The following is a 22,249-nucleotide window of genomic DNA, read 5'->3' as shown; positions in this document are numbered from 1 at the left end:
TTATTTTATACCAGATACTAGAAACTGAATGCTAACAGCGCATCAGCGCCAATCTTCTCTTGCTGGCCATTGGTAAGGTTTTTAAGACTTACCATATTTTCCTGCAATTCAGATTCGCCGAGGATCACTACATATGGGATACCTCTTTTATCAGCGTATTTCATTTGTTTATCCATCTTGCTGTTTTCATGGAACAGCTCAGCAGCAATACCTTTCGCGCGCAGTTGCATCATGTAACTGAAAGCCCTGCGGGCACTGGCTTCACCAAGATTGAGAAACAGTACACGGGTAGATTGCTGAGCGGCTTCAGGAAACAGTTGCAGCTCTTCGAGCACATCATAAATGCGGTCCACGCCAAAGGAGATACCTACGCCGGAAATATCTTTAAGACCGAACAGGCCGGTGAGATCATCATACCTACCGCCACCGCCAATACTGCCTATGGCCACTTTGGCGGGCGCTTTCACTTCTACGATCATACCGGTGTAGTAATTGAGGCCGCGTGCGAGTGTCACATCTATTACAGGGGTAGTGTTGAAATTACCGTAGCCGGAGTTGAGCACGAAAGACAGCTCCTCGATACCCTTCAGCGCTGTAGCAGAAGATTGCAGCAGGTCTTTGAGTTTGGCCAGTTTCTCTTCACTGGTGCCGCCGATAGCGAGGAATTGTTCTATGGTGTTAATATCCTCGTTGGTGAGGCCGCGTTCCTGAAGCTCTTTGCGCACACCATCAGCGCCGATTTTATCGAGTTTGTCGATGGAAATAGTGATGTCAGTGAGCAGCTCAGATTTGCCGATTACTTCTGCGAGGCCGCTGAGGATCTTGCGGTTGTTGATGCGCAGCTCATAACCTTCCAGTCCGAGTTTGGTGAACACAGTATCATATATAAGGAGCAGTTCCACTTCATTAATGAGGGAGTTGCTGCCAACCACATCGGCATCGCACTGGTAGAACTCACGGTAACGGCTTTTCTGGGGCTTATCGGCGCGCCACACAGGCTGCATCTGGTAGCGTTTGAAGGGAAGCGCGAGATCGTTGCGGTTCATTACTACATAGCGTGCGAACGGGATGGTGAGGTCATATCGCAAAGCCTTCTCTGTGATGGCAGATATGAGTTCTTTATTATCTTTTGCAGCATGGGCTTCTGTGAATATCTCGCCGTTGTTCAATACTTTGAACATCAGTTTGTCACCTTCCTCGCCGTATTTACCAGTGAGTGTGGATAAGTTTTCCATTGCGGGAGTTTCGAGCGGCTGGAAGCCAAATACCTCGAATGTTTCGCGGATGGTCTGGAATATATAGTTCCGTTTTCTTACCACTACAGGGCCAAAATCACGGGTGCCTTTAGGTATGCCGGGTTTTATCATTTCAAAAAAATTAAAAGTTTTTATCCTTTATCGGCGATGTTTTCACATGCCTGGTAAATCAGTTTATATACAGGTGCAAAGAGTGCGTCATCATACCAGGGATCAGGTACCTCCGCTTCATTAGGGAGGAGGAAACGCACTTTGGCTTTGTCTGCCTCGTCGCGGGCTTTTCTCAGTACATCGCCATAGTTGCTGCGATCCATGACATAGATGCGGTCAAATGTATCGAAATCCTTTACCTGGAATTGCCTGCCACGCAGGCCGGAGATATCGATGCCCTGTCTGTGGGCCTCTTTTACGGAACGATGATCCGGTGGATCGCCGATGTGCCAGCTGCCGGTGCCGGCGGAATCAATTTCCCAGTCCAGCCCCTTTTTTTCTGCCAGGTGCCTCATAATGCCTTCTGCCAACGGAGAGCGGCAGATGTTGCCCAGACATACCATCAATATCTTCATGCTGAATAAAGTTGAATATCAGCCCGCAAACCTACAAGATTATATGGAAAAGTTCATTCATTTGCATCTTTATCCAGCTAATTGTTGTTAAAAGTGTTAATAAAACGATTAACTGGCCCAACACACAACATTTTCTGATATAAATCGTATGCCACACGATATGATTAATTTTTAGATTAATTTTTAGAAATATGTTGAAAAAATACCGGAGATACTGACTGATGAAGCAAATGCAACCGTTTATCCGGATGTTTTTTAACAATCTTCTAAAATTTCAGATACGAGATTAAAAAATATTTTTTTGTATAATTGTAACTCGCAACACGGAAATGCAGGACGAACAAGTAAACAGACGACAGGAAAACAGATACCGTCCAATGGGTGAAATAATCCGGGGTATCTTCTTTATTCTCTTTGGGCTCTTCGCAATATTTGCGGAGAAACTGGGGGTAACGGAATTTCGTTTATCTCCACAATGGATGACCGCTTTAGGAGTAGCGCTATTGATTTATGGTGTATTCAGGGTTTATAACGGCTCCAGAAAGCTTTTTTTTAACAAGAACTAAAGAAGAAGGTATATGTTTTTCGGTTTTAAAAAGATGAATGCCGTATATTTAGCAGCATTAACCATTATATTTACAGCATGTGCTAATCCGAATGCGAAAAAACTGGATACGGCAACAGAGGGTACTATTCACATCAGTGTGGATGAAACCTATAAGCCGCTGATAGATTCGGAGATTAAAGTTTTTCAGTCGCTGTATCCACAGGCACATATCATCCCCACTTATAAACCGGAGGTTGAGTGCTTTAGAGATCTTTTAAATGATAGCGCCCGCATGGTCATCGTCACACGTGATCTCAATGCTGAAGAGCGCGACTACTTTGATAAAGTTAAAATCGTTCCGAACAGCCTGTTACTGGCCTGGGATGCTGTAGCACTCGTGGTAAACCGCAGCAACCCGGACTCTGTACTGAAAATGGACCAGGTGCGCGGCATCATGGATGGTTCCAACAAAGACAGAAAGTGGCAGATCGTGTTTGATAATGCCAACTCAAGCACAGTACGGTACATAAAGGATTCAATCAATAAAGGGAAACCTTTGCCGCCAGGCACAATGGCCGCAAAAACCAACCCGGAGGTGATTGACTACGTAAGCAAAAACAAAGATGCTATTGGAGTGATAGGAGTGAGCTGGATCTCTGATCCCAGTGACTCGCTTACTATAGACTTTACCAATAAAGTGACGGTAGTGAAGTTAAGGGCCGATTATGGATCGGATTATGTGGGGCCTTACCAATATTATATCGGAACAGGCGCTTACCCACTGAAAAGAGGTCTCTTTTATTGCCTTAAAGAGCCATACCATGGCTTAGGCACAGGATTTGCAACCTTCCTCGGCAGTTATGAAGGACAGCTTGTTATCAAGCAGTTCCGGCTATTCCCGGCGAGATCGAATGTTGTATTCCGGGAGGCCAATCTCAAATAATAAACAAACACAACTAAAACTAAAAAATCAGATTGCAAATGAACAGACGGAAAAGTTTAATCGTAGCATTGCTGTGCACGGCATCAGGTAGCGTGATGGCCCAGTCTGTGGAAGATGGATTAAAAGACCTGTATTACGGTAAAAATCTGTCCGCCAAACAGACATTTGAAAAAGTAATTGCTGCGAAACCCACTGATGACAAGGCTTACTATTACATGGGTATGGCTCAACTCGCAATGGAAGACGTAGCCGGTGCTACAGCTACTTTCCAGAAAGGTTTGCAGGCTGTTCCTACTTCAGCATTACTGCAAGCTGGTATGGGACGTATTGACCTGATCAAGGGTGATGCTGGTGCAGCTAAAACAAAATTTGACGCTGCCAGCGCTGCCACTCAGGGCCGTGATGGTGATGTTGCCCGTGCCATCGCTGACGCCAACTCCGAAATCAAAGGTGGTGACCGCGGTTATGCACTCACTGTAATGGAAAAACTCCTGAACAACGAAGGCCGTAAAAAGAAAGAAGCATATACAGCTACTCCCGCTGACTACATCGAATTAGGTGACGCTTACCGTTACCTCGGTGGTGAAAACGGTGGTAAAGCTATCAACTCTTACGAGAAAGCACTGGAACTGGATGCCAACAATGCTGAAGCAGTAATGAAAGAAGGTCTGGTTAACTACAACGCAAGACTGAAAGCAGAAGCAGTAACCGACTGGACAAAGGCTACCAACATGGATCCTAAATATGCCCCTGCTTTCTACGAACTGTTCAACTTCTATATCACTCCTAAGAAAGATCAGCTGTCCTGGGATAAAGCTGCTGAATACCTGGAGAAATATATGGGTGTTGCAGATCCTGCAGATAAAACCAAGAACGAATACCTGAGCGCCAGCATCGCTTTCTTCAAGAAAGACTATGACAACGCCATCGCAAAAGGTAAAGCTGCACTGCCTGGCGCTAATGAACTGTATCAGAATAAGCTGACACTGTTGATCGGTGACGCTTTCCTGCAGAAAGGCGACTCTCTGAGTGCCAAGCAGGTAATGGATGATTATGCTGCTAAAGTTGGGCCTAACAAACTCGACTCCAACGACTTCAGACTGCTGAGTTCCATCTATCTGAAACTGAGATCTTCTGATACCGCTTTACAGAACCAGTACACCGAAAAAGCACTGAGCTATACAGAGAAATTTGCAAATGCTGTTTCTTCCAAAGATCCTGAAACCTTCAGCCAGATCGCAGAACAGCTGAAAACTGCAAGAAAATATGAGAAAGCCGGTGATTGGTATTCCAAAGCCAATGAGCTGAAACTGGCTAACAAAGAGCAGCTGCAGGCACTTGACTACTTTAACGTTGGTATCAACTACTTCTATGGTGGCGCCAGTGCAAAACCAGTAGATACTGTACTGATCAACAAAGCAGATGCTGCGTTCCAGAAAGTTATCGAAGCAAAACCAGACCTGAACACAGGCTACTACTGGAGAGGCCAGAGCAATTTCCAGAAAGATCTGCAGGCGCAGGCTGGTACCGCCAAACCTTACTTCGACAAATATCTCGAGATCTCAGAAGCTGATCCTAACAAGAACAAAGCTCAGATGATCAATGCATATACCTATGAAGTGCTTTACTACTACTTTAAAGAAGATAAAGCCAATCTGAAAACATATGCTGATAAACTGATTGCCATTGATCCTAACAACATCACTGTTAAACAGGTAATGGAAAATACAGCCGCCCGTGAAAAACAGGCTACTGCCAAACCTGCTGCTAAACCTGCAGGTCAGAACAAAAAATAACAATTAAGTAAAATAAAAGAGAACAGCCTTTGGTTCCTCGCTTTTGAAAAGCTGAGTGCCAAAGGCTGTTCTCTTTTATTTTGTGCCCCGCTGTACTCCTGCGGGTTTAATAGTTTCCGTTTGCAAAAAAAAGATAATATTTTAAATCCTAATAGATTTGATATTTGGTTTAGTTACAGTATTTTTGCGAATTCGGACAATGTTTTATTGGGAAGCTTATGTATATAGAAACTGCATTATTGTCAGCAACATCCACTCCTTTCAGCTATTTCCCTATAGTACTGCAATTGATTGCTGCTCTAGGTTTTGTGGGAATAACCATGCTAGCCACTCACTTTTTGGGTCCCAAGCGTAAAACCAGCGATAAGCTTATTAACTTTGAAAGTGGAATTGAACAACAGGGCAATGCCAGGCAGCCGGTAGCCATCAAATATTTCCTGACTGCGATCCTGTTCGTGTTGTTCGATGTGGAAGTGATATTTTTCTATCCCTACGCTGTTAACTTTAAAGACCTGGGATGGGAAGGATTTACCGCGGTATTGATGTTTGTGGGCTTCTTCCTGTGTGGATTTATCTACATTGTAAAGAAAGGAGCGCTGAAGTGGGAAGACTAATCTTAAATCTTTAAATCTTAATTAAATGGCTCGTCCGGTTCAGTATAACACGAAGGTGAAGATGGTAGAAATCCCGGAAGGATATTCCGGAGAGGGATTTTACGCAACTTCTTTTGATAAGGTGATTGGCTTGGCGCGTAAAAACTCCATCTGGCCTTTACCATTCGCAACATCCTGCTGCGGTATTGAGTTCATGGCCACTATGGCGGCTACCTACGATATGGCGCGTTTCGGCGCTGAACGTATGGCATTTACACCGCGTCAGTGTGATCTGCTCATGGTGATGGGTACCATCTCCAAAAAAATGGGCCCTATTGTGCGTCAGGTTTACCTCCAGATGGCTGAACCCCGCTGGGTAATGGCAGTAGGCGCCTGCGCCTGCAGCGGTGGTATTTTCGATACCTATTCTGTATTGCAGGGAATTGACCAGGTGATACCCGTAGACGTTTATGTACCAGGATGCCCCCCCAGACCAGAAGGTATCATCGATGGATTCATGAGAATTCAGGATCTGGTAAGCAATGAAAGCTTGCGCCGCCGTAATTCCGACAAGTACAAGGAACTGATGGAATCCTACGGTATCAAATAGTGGAGTGTGAATGGTAACTCGTAACTCGTAAATTTCAAATTGTTAATGTCTTTAACAAACGAACGCATACAGCAACGCCTGACGGAGAAGTTTGGAGATGTGATCACCGGCTTTGAAGAGCCGTTCGGACTGCTTACCCTTACTGCACAGAAAGATGACAACCTGAAAATAATGCAATTCCTGTTTGATGATGAGGAATTGCGTTTTCGTTTTCTGACAGACATCACGGGCGTGCATTATCCTGAAAGGAAAGATGAAGAACTGGCAGTAGTATATCACCTGCACAACTTCCAGGACAATATCAGGCTCCGCCTCAAGGTATACACACCCGTTGCGGCGCCCAAAGTATTCACAGCCACCAAACTGTTTGAATCCGCCAACTGGATGGAACGTGAAACATATGATTTCTTCGGGATCGATTTTGTTGGACATCCTAACCTGATACGTATCCTGAACGTGGAAGAAATGACCTATTTCCCCATGCGCAAGGAGTTCCCGCTGGAAGATCCCATGCGTACAGATAAAGACGATGAGATGTTTGGCAGGGGAGGACACTTTTAATACATCAGGTTATGTTAGATCAGAAACAACATATAAAACTGCCGGAAGGCTCCATCGAAAAAAACACCACCACGCTCAACCTGGGGCCTACACACCCCGCTACACACGGCGTATTCCAGAATATCCTGGAAATTGATGGTGAAAGGATTGTAAGCGCTGTATCTACCGTAGGGTACATCCACCGTGCATTTGAGAAGATCGCTGAACGCCGTCCCTACTATCAGGTCACACCACTTACAGACCGCCTGAACTACTGCTCTGCACCCATCAACAACATGGGCTGGCACCTGACAGTAGAAAAACTCCTCGGTGTCGAAACACCCAAGCGTGTTGACTATATGCGCGTAATCATCATGGAACTGGCCCGTATCGGAGATCACCTGATCTGCAGCTCGATCATGGGTGTGGATACCGGCGCCCTTACCGGGTTCGTGTACCTGATGACCTACCGCGAACTGATATACGAAATTTACGAAGAAATATGCGGCTCCCGCCTGACCACCAATATCGGCCGTATCGGCGGATTTGAGCGCAACTTCACACCGGCAGTATTTGCAAAGATAGACCGCTTCCTTGCCGAATACCCGCTGGCACTGAAAGAATTTGAAACGCTGCTCACCCGTAACCGTATCTTCATGGAACGTACCCAGGGTGTAGGCGGTATCACCGCGGAAAGAGCCATGAGCTATGGCTTCACTGGCCCTAACCTCCGTGCTGCCGGTATTGACTACGATGTGCGCGTATCTAATCCATACTGTTCTTACCAGGATTTTGATTTCACCATCCCTGTGGGTACCACCGGCGATTGCTACGATCGTTACCTGGTGCGTAATGCAGAGATGTGGGAAAGTATCAGCATCATCCGTCAGGCAATAGAAAAACTGAAGGGATTACCGGATGATATTTATCATGCAGATGTTCCTGCCTATTACCTGCCTGCTAAACAGGACGTATATACGAAAATGGAAGCGCTGATCTATCACTTTAAAATAGTGATGGGTGAATCAGAGATCCTTCCCGGTGAAGTATATAACGCAGTGGAAGGCGCCAATGGTGAACTGGGCTTCTATCTGATCAGCGACGGAGGCCGCAGCCCTTACAGGTTGCATTTCCGCCGCCCATGTTTTATATACTACCAGGCCTTTCCGGAACTGGTAAAAGGAGCTATGCTAAGTGATGCCATCGTGTGTATGAGTAGCCTGAACCTGATTGCAGGTGAACTGGATGCGTAGGAGTCCTGACTATTTAATTTTTGAAGACTAAAGCTGATTAAAACAATGGCTGTGGTTCAATTTTCTGAGGAGAAACTGAATAAAGTAAAAGAAATTATAGCCCGCTACCCGGAAGGGAAGCAGAAAAGTGCCCTGATACCAGTGCTGCACCTGGCGCAGGAAACATTCGGAGGCTGGCTGAGCGCAGAAACAATGGACTATGTTGCTTCCCTGCTGGACCTGCAACCCATTGAGGTATATGAAGTAGCCACTTTCTACAGTATGTTCAACCTGAAACCAGTGGGCAGATACCTGTTTGAAGTGTGCCAGACCGGTCCCTGCATGGTAAGCGGCTCCGATCAGATCATTGACTATATTAAAAATAAACTGGGTATAGGTGTAGGTGAAACTACACCAGACGGCATGTTCACCCTTAAAACGGTAGAATGCCTGGGCGCCTGCGGATACGCTCCCATGATGCAACTGGGTAAGCACTACCGTGAGCACCTCACCCCGGCGAAAGTAGATGAAATCATCGCAGAATGCAGGGCAAACGCAAACTGATGCTTCAGAAAAACAATATCGTCATGCGGATTTGGGAATTATACCTGCGCCACAGGTTATTCATCGTAGAGGCGCTGCTGCTGATAGGAACACTGACCGCTCTCTGGAGGATTGACAATATGTTCATTTCCTTCGTCTGTGGACTGGGTTCAGGTCTCCTGTTTTACAGGATCGGTGAACGCATCTCACAACATGGGATCCGCAAGGCTTAAAAGATATATCATAAAATCTGTTGATGGTGCCTGGTTAAACAATCACCATTAAACCATAAGGAAGAAAATGGGACGCAAATTACTGTTAGACAAAGCACATATAGAAGGTATCCGGTACTATGATACCTACCAGAGCAATGGCGGATATGCTGCAGCGGAGAAAGCGCTGAAAAGCATGGGGCCAGAGGCTGTACTGGAAGAAGTGAAGAAAAGCGGCCTGAGAGGCCGTGGTGGTGCAGGTTTCCCGACCGGTCTGAAATGGAGTTTCATCGCAAAACCTGAAGGTGTGCCCCGCTACCTTGTTTGCAATGCGGATGAATCAGAACCCGGTACATTCAAAGACCGATACCTGATGGAGTTCATCCCCCACCTGCTGGTGGAAGGCCTCCTTATCTCCAGCTTTGCATTGGGCGCCAACCGTGCCTATATCTACATCCGCGGCGAATACGCCTGGATTCCGGACATTCTTGAACAGGCCATTGCTGAAGCCAAAAACAAAGGCTGGCTGGGTAAGAACATTCTCGGCACAGGATTCGATCTCGAAATATTTGTACAACGTGGCGCCGGCGCTTATATCTGCGGTGAAGAAACAGCCCTGATAGAATCGCTCGAAGGTAAACGCGGCAATCCCCGCATCAAGCCTCCGTTCCCTGCTGTGAAAGGCTTATGGCAGTGTCCCACCGTGGTGAACAACGTGGAAACACTCGCTGCTGTTGTGCCCATCATCAACATCGGTGGTGATGAATATATCAAATACGGCACCGGCAAATCCACCGGTACCAAACTGATCTCCGCCTGCGGCAATATCAACAAACCCGGTGTATACGAGATCGAAATGAACATCTCCGTAGAAGAATTTATTTACTCCGATGAATACTGCGGCGGCATCAAAGGCGGTAAACGCTTGAAAGCCTGCATCCCTGGAGGATCTTCCGTTCCGGTATTGCCTGCCAACCTGCTGCTGAAAACTGCAAAAGGCGAAACCCGCATGATGACCTACGAAAGCCTGAATGACGGCGGCTTTGCCACCGGTTCTATGTTAGGTTCCGGCGGATTTATTGTGATGGATGAAGACCAATGTATTGTGCGCAACACACTCACGTTCGCCCGCTTCTATCACCACGAAAGCTGCGGACAGTGCAGCCCTTGCCGTGAAGGTACCGGATGGATGAAGAAAGTACTGCACAACATCGAGTACGGTAAAGGTAAAATGAGCGATATAGACCTGTTATGGGATATACAACGCAAAATAGAAGGTAATACCATCTGCCCGCTCGGCGACGCCGCTGCATGGCCGGTAGCAGCCGCTATCCGACACTTCCGCGACGAGTTCGAATGGCATGTGAAAAACCCGGATGAAGCAGTAACACGTAACTTCGGACTGGCACATTATGCAGATCCTATTCCCGTAGTTACTCCTGCGGCTGTATAGTTTGCTCGCAAAGACGCGTAAGTAGCGCAGAGAAGCAAAGATTTTTTTTCTGATTTGTTTAACCCAAAATATTTCATCCATGACAGAAAATGAAATCTCAAAGGAGATCGTAGACGTGTGCTATAATATTCATAAGCAATACGGCCCTGGACTATTTGAATCTGTTTATGAAGAACTGCTTACTTATGAAATTGAAAAGAGAAAATTGAAGGTGAGTAGACAGGAAGGCGTTAAATTGATTCATGATAAATTAATACTTGACAAAGCATTCAGGGCAGATTTGATTATTGAGAATAAAGTGATTATTGAGATTAAGTCAGTAGAGGAGTTAAAGGATTTGTATTACAAACAAGTACTTACTTATCTGAAGCTAACAGATTTGAGATTGGGATTACTGATAAATTTTAATGTCTCTTTAATAAAAAATGGAATCCATAGAGTAGTTAATAAGTTATAAAAATTATAAACTTTGCTTCTTTGCTCCCTTTGCGGACTTTGCGAGCAAAAAACAATACTAAGATGGCGGAGGAAAAGAAATTATTTAAGGTTACGATCGATAACGTCTCCGTGGAGGTTGAACCTGGTACTACTATACTCAACGCGGCCCGGAAGATAGGAGGAGATATTGTGCCGCCCGCAATGTGCTACTACTCCAAGTTGCAGGGCAGCGGCGGTAAATGCCGTACCTGCCTGGTTAAAGTAACTAAAGGCTCCGAAGCGGATCCGCGTCCTATGCCTAAGCTGGTTGCCAGCTGTCGCACCACGGTAATGGACGGCATGGAAGTAGCTAACATCACTTCCCCTGAAGTACAGGACGCCCGCAAAGGTGTGGTGGAATTCCTGCTGCTCAATCACCCGCTGGATTGTCCCGTGTGCGATCAGGCCGGCGAATGTGATCTCCAGAATCTGGGGTATGAGCATGGTGCAGACGCTACCCGCTACGAATTCAAACGAAGAACATTTGAAAAGATCGATATAGGCGATAAGATCAAACTGCACATGACACGTTGTATCCTGTGCTACCGCTGCGTTTTTACAGCCGATCAGATTACCGGCAAACGCGAACACGGTATCCTCGGCCGCGGCGATGCTGCTGAAATCAGCACCTACATCGAAAAATCCCTGGACAACGACTTTATCGGCAACGTCATTGACGTATGCCCGGTAGGCGCCCTCACCGATAAAACTTTCCGCTTCAAAAACCGCGTATGGTTCCTGAAACCAGTAGATGCACACCGCAACTGTGACAAATGCTGTGGTAAAACCGTACTGTGGATGCGCGGCGATGAAGTGTTCCGCGTAACCGCCCGTAAAGACAAATACGGTGAAGTGGAAGAATTTATCTGCGATACCTGTCGCTTCGATAAGAAAGATGTAAAAGACTGGACCATCGAAGGACCTCGTAAAATAGACCGTCAGAGCGTTATTTCTCAGGGACACTACGTAAATACTGTGAAACCGAAAGATCCGCTGGTAGATGTACTGGATGGCAGACAACCAAAACTGCTGTTCGACATCCACTCTACAAGTGAAGTGAACCGCCCGGGAATAGATCTGTCAAAGATCGATGGCCCCGCGCATTCCGATGATTTCAAAACACAAAAATCGTAATTCGTAATCCGTAATCGTAATTGGAGATGACGTTATTAAGCATAGACTGGTTGTTTATTATTGAAAAGGTACTGCTGATATCGGCAGTGCTGGTACTGTCACTGGTGGTGGCGATGTATTCCACATGGGGTGAAAGAAAGGTGGCAGCATGGATACAGGACCGTCTTGGTCCTAACCGTGCGGGTCCTATAGGATTGCTACAGCCACTGGCTGATGGTGGTAAGCTCTTCTTCAAGGAAGAGATCATTCCTACCAATTCAAGCAGGTTCCTGTTCATTCTCGGTCCTTCCATTGCTATGACAGTTGCCTGCATGACCAGTGCCGTTATTCCCTGGGGGGATACGCTCACCATCGCAGGCCGCAGCATTTCCCTGCAGGTCGCTGATGTGAACATCGGTATCCTTTTCATATTCGGTGTGATAAGTATGGGTGTGTACGGCATTATGATCGGAGGCTGGGCTTCCAACAACAAATACTCCCTGCTGGCTTCCGTGCGCGCCGCTTCACAGATCATTTCCTATGAGCTTCCTATGGGCCTGGCGCTGATCGCGTTGCTCATGCTTACCGGCTCACTCAGTCTGAAGGATATTGTGGAACAACAACGTCATGGCCTGTGGAACGTAGTATACCAGCCGCTTGGTTTCTTCATCTTCCTGGTATGCGCCTTCGCTGAAACGAACCGTGCGCCGTTCGATCTTCCTGAAGCAGAGAACGAACTGAATGGTGGTTATCACCTGGAATATTCTTCCATGAAACTCGGATTTTTCCTTTTCGCTGAATATATCAACATGTTTATCAGCTCTGCGCTGATGGCCACCATGTACTTCGGAGGTTATGCCTTCCCTTTCATGGATAGCCTGGGACTAAGCCCGAACATATTGACACTGCTGGGTTTCCTGGCGCTGTTCATTAAAATATTGTTGTTTATATTCTTCTTTATGTGGGTGCGCTGGACTGTGCCAAGATTCCGTTACGACCAGTTGATGCGCCTGGGATGGAGAGTATTGATCCCGCTGGCATTACTGAATATGCTGGTTACCGGAGCAGTGGTATTGATGCGTCAACATTAATTATTCATCTAAACTTAAATACACACCTCAGACGTGTGCTTTAAATAAAGCATTTACTATGCAAGCATTAACAAACAGGGCAAAAGCTGTAGACCGCAAACCAATGACCTTCATGGAAAGGTTATACGTTCCTGCTATTGCAAAGGGAATGGGAATTACGCTCAAACACTTGTTCCAGCGTAAGGCAACAGTAAGCTTCCCCGAGAAAAAACGTGAATTCAGCCCGGTATTCCGCGGACTGCATGTACTCAACCGCGACGAAGAAGGACGTGAAAGATGCACTGCCTGCGGGTTGTGTGCAGTTGCATGCCCTGCTGAAGCGATCACCATGGAAGCGGCTGAAAGAAAACCCGGAGAAGAGAACCTGTACCGGGAAGAGAAATATGCAGCTAAATATGAAATCAATATGCTGCGTTGTATCTTCTGCGGATTTTGTGAAGAAGCTTGTCCGAAGGATGCTGTGTATATGTCTGAAACCTTTCCTCCTTCCAATTATCAGCGTAAAGGGTTCATCTATGGGAAAGACGATTTGCTGATTCCTTTTCCGAAGGAGCAGGGTAAATAATTATTCACAGCACGTATAAGCTTAAAACAAAAGTCAAACATAGCAGAGATGGGAATGAGTATACAACAAATAATCTTCATGGTACTTTCGGTCATAGCCCTGGCTTCAGCGCTGGGAGTGGTGCTGAGCAAGAACCCGGTGACGAGTGTATTGTGCCTGATCGTGACCTTCTTTACCATAGCTGGACATTACATAATGCTGAACGCCCAGTTTCTCGCTGTAGTGCATATCATTGTATATGCGGGCGCCATCATGGTATTGTTCCTTTATGTGATGATGCTGATGAACCTCAATTCAGACGTGGAGCCCCAGAAGCGTAACTGGCTGAAATATGCCGGCGCTATCAGCGGCGGTGCACTGCTCGTAGTATTGGTAGCCGCCCTGCGCGATGCGAGCATGCCTGCACTCAGTACCGGAGCCACTGAAATAGGATTGATCAAAAACCTCGGACAGACACTGTTCAGACAGTATGTGGTACCTTTTGAAGTGAGCAGTATCCTGTTCCTGAGCGCCATGGTTGGTGCAGTGGTGATCGGTAAGAAAGACTGAGCAGGAACCCCGATGGAAATTCACATAATCACAAAATCTCAACATATTTTATGCCTGTACAATATTACATATTCCTGAGTATCGCCTTATTCTGTATTGGCGTTATGGGTGTATTGATGCGTCGTAACGCTATCATCATCTTTATGTGCATAGAGCTGATGCTGAATGCCGTAAACCTGTTGCTGGTAGCATTTTCCAAGATGTGGGCGGATGCCGGGAAAGTAGATGCAGGATCCGCACAATTGTTTGTATTCTTTATAATGGTGGTGGCAGCTGCGGAAGTAGCAGTGGGCCTGGCAATTATTACAATGGTCTACAGAAACACGCATTCTGTGGATATTAACATTCTTAACAGGCTGAAAAATTAATAATTCATTTCCCTGTAGATTATTAATTGTTTCGACATCGTAAATAGAATTGATAAATGATTAATCTAGTTTGGCTGGTGCCATTTTTACCATTATTGGGTTTTCTGATTAATGGATTGGGACGCAGATTTTTATCGAAGTCCCTGGTGGGATTTATCGGAAGCGGTACAGTGCTGGCTTCCTTCGTGGTAAGCTTATTGATATTCCTGCAGGTGAAAGCTCCCGGCTTTCAGGCGCAGGTAGTTCATCTGTTTAATTTTATCTCCGTTGGCAGTCTGCATATTCCTTTCGCATTCCAGGTAGACCAGCTCAGTGCTTTATTTCTCCTCGTAATAACCGGTGTTGGTACACTGATTCATATCTACTCTACTTCTTACATGCATGATGAAAGCGATGAGAGCTTTGCCAGGTATTTCGCATACCTCAATCTCTTCGTATTCTCTATGCTTATACTGGTACTGGGCGCCAACTATGTGATGATGTTCATCGGATGGGAAGGCGTAGGGCTCTGCTCTTACCTGCTCATTGGCTTCTGGTTTAAAAACACCAACTATAACAATGCTGCTAAGAAAGCATTTGTCATGAACCGTATCGGTGACCTGGGTTTCCTGCTCGGCATCTTCTTCATGATTATGCAGTTTGGTACTGTTACCTTCCCCGAAGTATTTTCAAAGGCTGCAGGCCTTGGCATGAATAACGGCATCCTGGCAGCAATCGCTATGCTGCTGTTTGTAGGCGCTATGGGTAAATCTGCACAGATACCCCTGTACACCTGGCTGCCTGATGCGATGGCAGGTCCTACTCCGGTGTCTGCCCTGATCCACGCGGCTACAATGGTTACTGCAGGTATCTATATGATCGCACGCAGCAACGTGATCTATACGCTGGCCCCATGCATTCAGATGGTGATAGCTGTTGTAGGATTGGCTACTGCACTTTTTGCTGCTTCCATCGCACTGAAACAGAATGATATTAAAAAAGTGCTGGCTTATTCAACAGTGAGCCAGTTGGGTTATATGTTCCTGGCGCTGGGCGTGGGTGCTTACTCAGCTGCTGTGTTCCACGTAATGACACACGCTTTCTTCAAAGCTTTGTTGTTCCTCGGTTCCGGCTCTGTGATCCACGCAATGGGAGGCGAACAGGACATCCGCAAAATGGGCGGTCTGAAAAAATACATGCCTACCACCAGCTGGACCTTCCTCGTGGGTTGCCTCGCTATTGCAGGTATACCGGGGTTCTCCGGCTTCTTCTCCAAAGATGAGATTCTGGCGCAGGCGTATGCCAACAATCCTGTACTATATGTACTGGGCCTCGCAGGCGCGTTAATGACAGCTTTCTATATGTTCCGCCTGTACTACATCACTTTCTCCGGTAAGTTCCGTGGTACGCATGAGCAGGAACACCACCTTCATGAAAGCCCTGCTGCTATGACGCTTCCGCTGATCATTCTGGCGGTACTGTCTGTATTCGGCGGTTATGTTGGCCTGCCGGAAGTATTCGGTGCCAAGAACATGCTGGCCGAATACCTGGCGCCTGTATTTGCTCCGTCTGCACCTTTTGCCGCAGAGCATCATCTCTCTCATGGGACAGAATGGATGCTGATGGGTATCAGCAGTGTACTCGTGATCGTATTCATTTTGCTGGCGCGTCAGAAATTTGCCGCTTATGAAGATACCGGTAAAGAAAATACGGGTCTTGCTAAAGTACTCGAAAACAAATGGTATATCGACGAATTGTATGATGCCGTGATCGTAAAACCGTTGCAGGAGCTGTCTCGCTTCCTCCGCGATACGATAGAGAAAGCCGGTATCGACAAACTGGTGAACGGTGTCGGCCGCGGTGTGCAGTGGGGTAGCCAGCAGGTCCGCCTGGTACAGAACGGACAGGTAGGGTTCTACATCTTTGCAATGGTGATCGGTATGATCGTTTTATTTGTGATCGGATTCTTATTATAAACCAATAGCGGAAGTTATAAGCGCAGATAAATTATGTTGACAGTTTTATTAATATTGATTCCTTTCGTTGCGGGCCTTATTGCATTTGGCCTGAAAGGGTCCGGGCCTAAGGTGCTGGGAATGGTAGCATCCCTGGTAACGGTGGCAGTAGCAATAGGAGCGGCATGCCAGGTGCATACTGCTCCCGGTAACCTCACGGTGGTTGCCAACTGGATACCTCAGCTGGGAAGTCAGTTCAGGGTTGGATTGGATGGAATGGGCAGCATGCTCTGTTTACTTACAGCAATAGCTTCTCTCCTGGTTTTTCTGACTATCAGTAACCGCACCTTCGAAAGACCAAACAGTTTTTACGGTTTGCTGCTTCTTTCGCAGGCGGGCCTGACCGGTGTATTCACTGCCTATGATGCCCTGCAGTTCTATATCTTCTGGGAACTGGCGCTGATACCGGTTTACTTCCTCTGCTCCGTATGGGGTGGTGAAAAACGTATAGCCGTTACTTTTAAGTTCTTCATTTATACTTTCCTCGGCTCACTGCTGATGCTGGTAGGTATTATCTACCTGTATTTCCAGACACCGGACCATTCTTTCAGCTGGACATCCTTCACTAGCTTGTCACTGAGTCTGGAAGACCAGAAATGGTTGTTCTGGCTGTTCTTCGTGGCATTTGCCATCAAGATGCCGGTATTTCCTTTCCATACATGGCAGCCTGACACTTACGAGCAGTCGCCCACTCCTGTAACCATGATCCTTTCTGGTGTAATGGTGAAGATGGGGCTGTTCGGTGTGCTCCGCTGGCTGATGCCTGTGCTGCCGCAGGGCGTAGCTATCTGGTCTGATGTAGCTATCCTGCTGTCTGTGATCGGTATTATCTATGCTTCCTGCATCGCAATGGTGCAGAGCGATCTGAAAAGGCTGATCGCCTATTCTTCCATCGCCCACATCGGTCTGATGTGTGCAGCTATTTTTGCGCATAACGAACAAAGCACCCAGGGTGTAATGATACAGATGTTCAACCACGGTATCAACATTATCGGATTGTGGATAATCGTAGAGATCATCCAGAACCGCCTTGGTGTGAAGAACATGGACCAGCTGGGTGGTATCGCCCGCAAAGCGCCGCGCATGGCCATCTTCCTGGTTATCATCAGCCTCGCCAACATCGGTCTGCCGCTTACTAACGGCTTCATCGGTGAATTCCTGATGTTCAGCGGCTTGTTCCAATACAATCATTGGTTTATGGCATTCGCAGGATTGGGTATTATCCTGTCTGCTGTTTATACGCTCAATATGATCCAGAAAGTGATTTTTGGAGAAGGCAATGCACTGACAGATACCACTACCGACATTCAGCCCGGCGAAGCCGTAGCACTGAGCATCGTAGTGATCATTATCCTGGTGCTTGGCGTATATCCGCAGCCAATGCTGGATCTGGTAGGTAAGGCGTTTTAGTATTTTGTTATTTGATTAGGTGGTTATTTTTCTATTTAAATAATCAAATAAGAAAATATTAAAATAAAAAAATTAATAAGGTTTTGTAACGCAACAATATGAATGCACTAATTTCTACTGCTTTATCGGGCGTTGTTCTGATGTTTGTCGGTTTATTTGTACGCAATAAGCAGCATATTAAATTTTTCGCGATAGCGGCCATCATTGTAGCATTTATTGCTAACCTGGTGCAGTACCCCTCCGTGGAGTTGGGCAGCTATACAATGTTTGGCATGATAGAAGTGTCCCGTTTCAGCGTGGTATTCAACGCTGTAGCACTGGGCGCTACCTTGCTGTATTTCCTCTTATCCGGCAGCGAATTTGAAAAAGTAGGAGACCATGTCGCCGATTATTTTGCGCTGATATTCTTCATCCTCGCCGGTATATCACTGGCTTCCACTTTCAGCAACCTGTTGATGCTGTTCCTTGCCATAGAGATTATGTCTATACCGCAGTACGTACTCGCAGGCAGCGATAGGAAAAGCCTGAAAGGCAATGAGGCTTCCCTGAAATATTTCCTGATGGGATCTTTTTCTACCGGCATCCTCCTGATGGGCATTGCCCTGATCTACGGTGCTGCCGGTACTTTCAATATCGTAGAGCTGGGCCTCGGCTCAGACAGCGTACATCCGTTAGCGTTATGCGGTATCATCCTGATGGCTTTTGCACTGGCATTTAAAGTGTCTGCAGTGCCCTTCCACTTCTGGACACCTGATGTATACGATGGCTCACCTACTGTATTCACCTCCTTTATGGCTACTGTAGTGAAGGCTGGTGGTTTTATCGCTTTCATGCGCATGTTCCATGTGAGCTTTGCAGGAGGCGCTATCAGCCACCACTGGACGCTGATCCTCTCCATCATCACTGCTGCAACACTACTGCTTGGTAACTTCAGTGCTGTGTTCCAGCAGAGTGTAAAACGTATGCTGGCATATTCCAGTATTGCGCAGGCAGGCTTCATGCTGTTTGCCGTGATAGCACTGAATGGTATGGCTACGCAAGGTATCATCCTGTATGCCGCTGCTTACAGTATCGCTACCATCGGTGTTTTCGCAGTACTGCTTAAACTAAAAGATTATACTTTCGAAGGTTTCAACGGGCTTGCCCGTAAACAACCGCTGTTGGCTTTTGCTGTTGCGGTATTCCTTTTCTCCCTGGCAGGTATCCCGGTAACAGCTGGCTTCTTCGCGAAGTACTTCGTACTGGCTGCCGCCATTCAGCATGGCCACCTGCTCTGGTTGGTGATCGTTGCCGTACTGGGCGCTGCTATCAGCGTATACTACTACTTCCGCGTGATCATGGCGATGTATTTTAAACAGGGCGAACCTGAAGTGGAAAATGTTTCCGGCGGATTCAAAATTGCATTGATACTGGCTGTAGTGCTGGTACTGGTGCTGGGGTTGTTCCCAAATATCCTGCTCTGCTGGTTGTAAAATAACTTCAATAATTGGGTTAGCCTTCAGCTGTCAGCATTTAAATATTATTATTTAAAGCTGATGCCTGAAGGCTAACTTTTTTATGCCCTTATCTGCCGTTCATAAAAAATTGACTGTGCGAACCAATGATATTATCCTAACTTTAGGAGTAACCCTTATATATGCGTTTTCTGGATATTTTTTCTCTGGCATACCGTTCTGTGAGTGGCAATAAGCTTCGCACCGGTCTTACTGTTTCTATTATCGCCGTAGGTATCACCGTGCTGGTGGGTATTCTCACTGCCATCGACAGCATGAAGAACAGCATTTATTCCAGCTTTGCTATGATGGGCGCCAACAGTTTCTCCATCCGCAGCCGTGATATGCAGATCCGCTTTGACGACGGCAATGAAAACGCCACCAAAGGCAATAAGAATGTCAAGAAGAAAGTAAAAAAATCAAATAGCAATAAGCCTATTCTCTACCAGGAGGCTGTCCGCTTCAAAGAGAACTACAAGTTTCCAGCTACAGTAGGCATCTCTTTCAGAGCTAGTGGCATTGCTACCGTGTATAAAGACGATAAAAAAACCAATCCCAATGTGCAGGTAATTGGCGGAGATGAAAACTACCTGGAAATATCCAACTACGAAATTTCCGATGGCCGCAACCTCAATGCACTGGATGTACAGTCTGGCCGTAACGTGGCCGTACTGGGCCATGATGTTGCCCTGAAGTTGTTTGGCAAGAACCTGAAGAATGTAGTGAACAGTAGTATCCGCGTGGGTGATATTCGCTACCGCGTAATTGGTGTAATGACATCAAAAGGCAGCAGTAATCTTATGAGTGCCGACAATGTGGTAATCACTTCTGTCAATAATACCAGGAGGATTTTCAACAGGCCCAATGCCACTTACCAGATAAGCATTGCCGTAAAAGATATTAAACAAATGGATGCTGCGCAGGGTGAAGCGACCGGTACCTTCCGCGTTATCCGCGGACTGACTGTTGATGAAAGAGACAACTTTGTTCTCAACAAGAGCGACAGTATCGCAGAGATGCTCTTCTCGAGTCTGAGCAAGGTGAATCTTTTTGCCATCGTTATTGCATTTATTACGCTTTTTGGCTCAGCCATCGGGTTAATGAATATCATGCTTGTTGCAGTAGCGGAACGTACCCGCGAAATAGGCGTTACCAAAGCATTGGGCGCCATCGGTGAAGTGATCCGCAAACAGTTCCTGTATGAAGCCATCATCATCAGCGTAATGGGCGGAGTGATAGGCGTATTCATGGGTATGTTGCTGGGTAACATCGTATCCCTACTCTTAAAGACCACGTTTATAGTGCCCTGGCTCTGGATATTGATTGGTGTCAGTCTCTGTGCTGCTGTAGGGCTTATTTCCGGTATATATCCCGCTTTCAAGGCATCCAAGCTCGATCCTATTATAGCACTGCGCTACGAGTAAGCGCATTTGCAGTTTTTTCAGATATTTTCTCGCTGGCTATTTCGTTTCCGGTAAAAGATTTCTATCTTATACAGGTAATTCGCTTCTGTTTATCAACCAGAATACGGTATATCGAAACCACGTAGTCTGAAAAACTTTCCATGCTATGCCCTTATTGATCGTAGTAGCTGCTATCATTTTGTTAGTGTTGCTTGTTACCTGGTGCCGTTTGAATACTTTCCTTTCTTTTCTGATTGTATCACTACTGATGGGACTTGCGCTGCATATGAAGATTGCAGACATCACGCAGTCCATACAAACCGGTATCGGTAAAACACTTGGCTCACTGATTGTCGTGATTGTGTGTGGCAGTATGCTGGGGAAGCTGGTAGCTGAAAGTGGCGCCGGACAACGTATTGCAGGCGGACTAATGAAATTGCTTGGACCGCGTTATATACAATGGTCGCTCATGATTACCGGCTTCGTAGTGGGTATTCCCTTGTTTTACAATATTGGCTTCGTGCTGATGGTGCCGCTGATTTTCACAGTAGCAGCACAAACAAAACTGCCGGCCGTTTATCTGGGCATTCCCATGCTGGCATCTTTGTCCGTTACACATGGTTATCTGCCGCCGCATCCTTCTCCTACAGCATTGGTACAGCAGTTCCATGCTAATATAGGACTTACATTATTGTACGGTATTATACTGGCGGTACCAGCTATTGTGCTGGCCGGTCCTGTGTTTTCGCGTTTTCTGAAACATTATAAAACCTCGCCGTCGCAGATGTTTGTGGCGCCCCCCTTACCGGAAGAGCAGCTACCTGGAATGGTGGCCAGTTTGTTTGCTGCGTTATTGCCGGTGTTATTACTGGCGGTTACTGCAATGATTAAGTTATGGGTGAAGGAAGATGAATTCGTATATCATCTTGCATCCTGGCTGGGAGATCCGCTGATAGTGATGTTACTGGCTGTGCTGAATGGAATGTATCTGCTGGGATTGAGAAGAAAGCTACCCGTGAAAAAAGTGATGGGTATCATGGATGACGCCGTGCGAGATGTTTCCGTAATCATATTGGTTATAGGCGGTTCTGGCGCACTGACCCAGTTACTGCATGATAGCAAGGTGAATGACTATATAGCCATGACACTGAAAAATATGCACCTGCATCCATTGCTGCTGGCCTGGGGAATTGCCGCTATTATTCGCGTGTGCATCGGTTCTGCTACTGTAGCAGGGCTGACAACAGCCTCCATCGTCGCGCCGGTGATTGTAGCTTCCGGCGTGAACCCCAACCTGATGGTACTCGCCACCGGCGCAGGCAGCCTGATGTTTTCACATGTGAATGATGCAGGCTTCTGGATGTTCAAGGAATACTTTAACTTGTCTGTGAAAGACACGATCAAAACCTGGTCGGTAATGGAGACCATCGTTTCTGTAACCGGTCTCGTCGGCACTTTGATCCTCAGTATGATTATATAACGTAAACGAATAAAC

22 protein-coding genes are annotated in these 22,249 nt (G+C 46.5%); 20 read left to right on the top strand and 2 right to left on the bottom strand.

Annotated elements, in window-relative coordinates; translation table 11 throughout:
• Positions 1-17: 17 nt before the first annotated feature.
• Both hisS and VM802_RS31800 read right to left on the bottom strand, forming a co-directional pair.
• On the bottom strand, positions 18-1,367 hold the full coding sequence (hisS, locus tag VM802_RS31805; protein ID WP_325538530.1) for a histidine--tRNA ligase: 1,350 nt from the start codon (positions 1,365-1,367) through the stop codon (positions 18-20).
• A 20-nt stretch (positions 1,368-1,387) separates the two neighbouring features.
• A complete protein-coding gene (locus VM802_RS31800) occupies positions 1,388-1,822 on the bottom strand; it encodes a low molecular weight protein-tyrosine-phosphatase (RefSeq protein WP_325538528.1) in 435 nt (144 codons plus the stop codon).
• 599 nt (positions 1,823-2,421) lie between these two features.
• On the opposite strand from VM802_RS31800, the gene VM802_RS31795 reads away from it, so the two are divergent.
• The 20 genes from VM802_RS31795 (at position 2,422) to VM802_RS31700 (ending at position 22,234) form a co-directional block, all read left to right on the top strand.
• Positions 2,422-3,312 carry a PstS family phosphate ABC transporter substrate-binding protein gene (locus VM802_RS31795; protein ID WP_325538526.1) on the top strand — a complete coding sequence of 297 codons (891 nt, stop codon included), beginning with the start codon at positions 2,422-2,424 and terminating at the stop codon, positions 3,310-3,312.
• A 38-nt stretch (positions 3,313-3,350) separates the two neighbouring features.
• Entirely contained in the window at positions 3,351-5,108 is a 1,758-nt protein-coding gene (locus tag VM802_RS31790) for a tetratricopeptide repeat protein (protein ID WP_325538524.1), read from the top strand.
• Positions 5,109-5,326: 218 nt separating this feature from the next.
• Positions 5,327-5,722 (top strand): NADH-quinone oxidoreductase subunit A, encoded by a 396-nt coding sequence (locus tag VM802_RS31785; protein ID WP_325538522.1) that lies wholly within the window; start codon positions 5,327-5,329, stop codon positions 5,720-5,722.
• 25 nt (positions 5,723-5,747) lie between these two features.
• Complete coding sequence (locus VM802_RS31780; protein WP_325538520.1) at positions 5,748-6,311, top strand: NADH-quinone oxidoreductase subunit B; 564 nt, start codon at positions 5,748-5,750, stop codon at positions 6,309-6,311.
• A 45-nt stretch (positions 6,312-6,356) separates the two neighbouring features.
• A complete protein-coding gene (locus VM802_RS31775; protein WP_325538518.1) occupies positions 6,357-6,872 on the top strand; it encodes an NADH-quinone oxidoreductase subunit C in 516 nt (171 codons plus the stop codon).
• A gap of 11 nt (positions 6,873-6,883) precedes the next feature.
• Entirely contained in the window at positions 6,884-8,104 is a 1,221-nt protein-coding gene (locus VM802_RS31770; RefSeq protein ID WP_325538516.1) for an NADH-quinone oxidoreductase subunit D, read from the top strand.
• A 45-nt stretch (positions 8,105-8,149) separates the two neighbouring features.
• A complete protein-coding gene (locus tag VM802_RS31765; RefSeq protein WP_325538514.1) occupies positions 8,150-8,647 on the top strand; it encodes an NADH-quinone oxidoreductase subunit NuoE family protein in 498 nt (165 codons plus the stop codon).
• 23 nt (positions 8,648-8,670) lie between these two features.
• Positions 8,671-8,859 (top strand): hypothetical protein, encoded by a 189-nt coding sequence (locus VM802_RS31760; protein ID WP_325538512.1) that lies wholly within the window; start codon positions 8,671-8,673, stop codon positions 8,857-8,859.
• Between the two features lie 67 nt (positions 8,860-8,926).
• The gene (gene nuoF, locus VM802_RS31755) at positions 8,927-10,291 is read left to right on the top strand and encodes an NADH-quinone oxidoreductase subunit NuoF (protein ID WP_325538510.1); all 1,365 of its coding nucleotides are present in this window, start codon (positions 8,927-8,929) and stop codon (positions 10,289-10,291) included.
• A 79-nt stretch (positions 10,292-10,370) separates the two neighbouring features.
• The gene (locus VM802_RS31750) at positions 10,371-10,748 is read left to right on the top strand and encodes a GxxExxY protein (protein ID WP_325538508.1); all 378 of its coding nucleotides are present in this window, start codon (positions 10,371-10,373) and stop codon (positions 10,746-10,748) included.
• Between the two features lie 62 nt (positions 10,749-10,810).
• Positions 10,811-11,902 carry an NADH-quinone oxidoreductase subunit G gene (locus VM802_RS31745; protein ID WP_325538507.1) on the top strand — a complete coding sequence of 364 codons (1,092 nt, stop codon included), beginning with the start codon at positions 10,811-10,813 and terminating at the stop codon, positions 11,900-11,902.
• Positions 11,903-11,928: 26 nt separating this feature from the next.
• Positions 11,929-12,972, top strand: coding sequence for an NADH-quinone oxidoreductase subunit NuoH (nuoH, locus tag VM802_RS31740; RefSeq protein ID WP_325538505.1), 1,044 nt, complete (start codon positions 11,929-11,931; stop codon positions 12,970-12,972).
• Between the two features lie 58 nt (positions 12,973-13,030).
• A complete protein-coding gene (nuoI, locus tag VM802_RS31735; RefSeq protein ID WP_325538502.1) occupies positions 13,031-13,537 on the top strand; it encodes an NADH-quinone oxidoreductase subunit NuoI in 507 nt (168 codons plus the stop codon).
• A 78-nt stretch (positions 13,538-13,615) separates the two neighbouring features.
• Positions 13,616-14,086, top strand: coding sequence for an NADH-quinone oxidoreductase subunit J family protein (locus VM802_RS31730; RefSeq protein ID WP_325538500.1), 471 nt, complete (start codon positions 13,616-13,618; stop codon positions 14,084-14,086).
• Positions 14,087-14,136: 50 nt separating this feature from the next.
• A complete protein-coding gene (nuoK, locus tag VM802_RS31725; protein WP_073077731.1) occupies positions 14,137-14,454 on the top strand; it encodes an NADH-quinone oxidoreductase subunit NuoK in 318 nt (105 codons plus the stop codon).
• Positions 14,455-14,510: 56 nt separating this feature from the next.
• The gene (gene nuoL / locus VM802_RS31720) at positions 14,511-16,409 is read left to right on the top strand and encodes an NADH-quinone oxidoreductase subunit L (RefSeq protein ID WP_325538495.1); all 1,899 of its coding nucleotides are present in this window, start codon (positions 14,511-14,513) and stop codon (positions 16,407-16,409) included.
• Between the two features lie 33 nt (positions 16,410-16,442).
• Positions 16,443-17,858 (top strand): complex I subunit 4 family protein, encoded by a 1,416-nt coding sequence (locus tag VM802_RS31715; RefSeq protein WP_325538493.1) that lies wholly within the window; start codon positions 16,443-16,445, stop codon positions 17,856-17,858.
• Between the two features lie 98 nt (positions 17,859-17,956).
• Positions 17,957-19,330, top strand: a complete 1,374-nt coding sequence (locus VM802_RS31710; protein ID WP_325538491.1) for an NADH-quinone oxidoreductase subunit N — start codon at positions 17,957-17,959, stop codon at positions 19,328-19,330.
• 164 nt (positions 19,331-19,494) lie between these two features.
• Positions 19,495-20,775, top strand: coding sequence for an ABC transporter permease (locus VM802_RS31705; RefSeq protein WP_325538489.1), 1,281 nt, complete (start codon positions 19,495-19,497; stop codon positions 20,773-20,775).
• 145 nt (positions 20,776-20,920) lie between these two features.
• Positions 20,921-22,234 (top strand): gluconate:H+ symporter, encoded by a 1,314-nt coding sequence (locus VM802_RS31700; RefSeq protein ID WP_325538487.1) that lies wholly within the window; start codon positions 20,921-20,923, stop codon positions 22,232-22,234.
• Positions 22,235-22,249: the final 15 nt, after the last annotated feature.

Origin of the sequence: Chitinophaga sp., from assembly GCF_035538455.1 — a bacterium.
In the GTDB taxonomy this organism is placed as follows: domain Bacteria; phylum Bacteroidota; class Bacteroidia; order Chitinophagales; family Chitinophagaceae; genus Chitinophaga.
This window is presented reverse-complemented; position numbering and strand designations above follow the sequence as displayed.

Coding starts and splice junctions, on each gene's coding strand:
- hisS (WP_325538530.1), bottom strand. CDS start 1,367: ATGATAAAACCCGGCATACCTAAAGGCACCCGTGATTTTGGCCCTGTA.
- VM802_RS31800 (WP_325538528.1), bottom strand. CDS start 1,822: ATGAAGATATTGATGGTATGTCTGGGCAACATCTGCCGCTCTCCGTTG.
- VM802_RS31795 (WP_325538526.1), top strand. CDS start 2,422: ATGAATGCCGTATATTTAGCAGCATTAACCATTATATTTACAGCATGT.
- VM802_RS31790 (WP_325538524.1), top strand. CDS start 3,351: ATGAACAGACGGAAAAGTTTAATCGTAGCATTGCTGTGCACGGCATCA.
- VM802_RS31785 (WP_325538522.1), top strand. CDS start 5,327: ATGTATATAGAAACTGCATTATTGTCAGCAACATCCACTCCTTTCAGC.
- VM802_RS31780 (WP_325538520.1), top strand. CDS start 5,748: ATGGCTCGTCCGGTTCAGTATAACACGAAGGTGAAGATGGTAGAAATC.
- VM802_RS31775 (WP_325538518.1), top strand. CDS start 6,357: ATGTCTTTAACAAACGAACGCATACAGCAACGCCTGACGGAGAAGTTT.
- VM802_RS31770 (WP_325538516.1), top strand. CDS start 6,884: ATGTTAGATCAGAAACAACATATAAAACTGCCGGAAGGCTCCATCGAA.
- VM802_RS31765 (WP_325538514.1), top strand. CDS start 8,150: ATGGCTGTGGTTCAATTTTCTGAGGAGAAACTGAATAAAGTAAAAGAA.
- VM802_RS31760 (WP_325538512.1), top strand. CDS start 8,671: ATGCGGATTTGGGAATTATACCTGCGCCACAGGTTATTCATCGTAGAG.
- nuoF (WP_325538510.1), top strand. CDS start 8,927: ATGGGACGCAAATTACTGTTAGACAAAGCACATATAGAAGGTATCCGG.
- VM802_RS31750 (WP_325538508.1), top strand. CDS start 10,371: ATGACAGAAAATGAAATCTCAAAGGAGATCGTAGACGTGTGCTATAAT.
- VM802_RS31745 (WP_325538507.1), top strand. CDS start 10,811: ATGGCGGAGGAAAAGAAATTATTTAAGGTTACGATCGATAACGTCTCC.
- nuoH (WP_325538505.1), top strand. CDS start 11,929: ATGACGTTATTAAGCATAGACTGGTTGTTTATTATTGAAAAGGTACTG.
- nuoI (WP_325538502.1), top strand. CDS start 13,031: ATGCAAGCATTAACAAACAGGGCAAAAGCTGTAGACCGCAAACCAATG.
- VM802_RS31730 (WP_325538500.1), top strand. CDS start 13,616: ATGGTACTTTCGGTCATAGCCCTGGCTTCAGCGCTGGGAGTGGTGCTG.
- nuoK (WP_073077731.1), top strand. CDS start 14,137: ATGCCTGTACAATATTACATATTCCTGAGTATCGCCTTATTCTGTATT.
- nuoL (WP_325538495.1), top strand. CDS start 14,511: ATGATTAATCTAGTTTGGCTGGTGCCATTTTTACCATTATTGGGTTTT.
- VM802_RS31715 (WP_325538493.1), top strand. CDS start 16,443: ATGTTGACAGTTTTATTAATATTGATTCCTTTCGTTGCGGGCCTTATT.
- VM802_RS31710 (WP_325538491.1), top strand. CDS start 17,957: ATGAATGCACTAATTTCTACTGCTTTATCGGGCGTTGTTCTGATGTTT.
- VM802_RS31705 (WP_325538489.1), top strand. CDS start 19,495: ATGCGTTTTCTGGATATTTTTTCTCTGGCATACCGTTCTGTGAGTGGC.
- VM802_RS31700 (WP_325538487.1), top strand. CDS start 20,921: ATGCCCTTATTGATCGTAGTAGCTGCTATCATTTTGTTAGTGTTGCTT.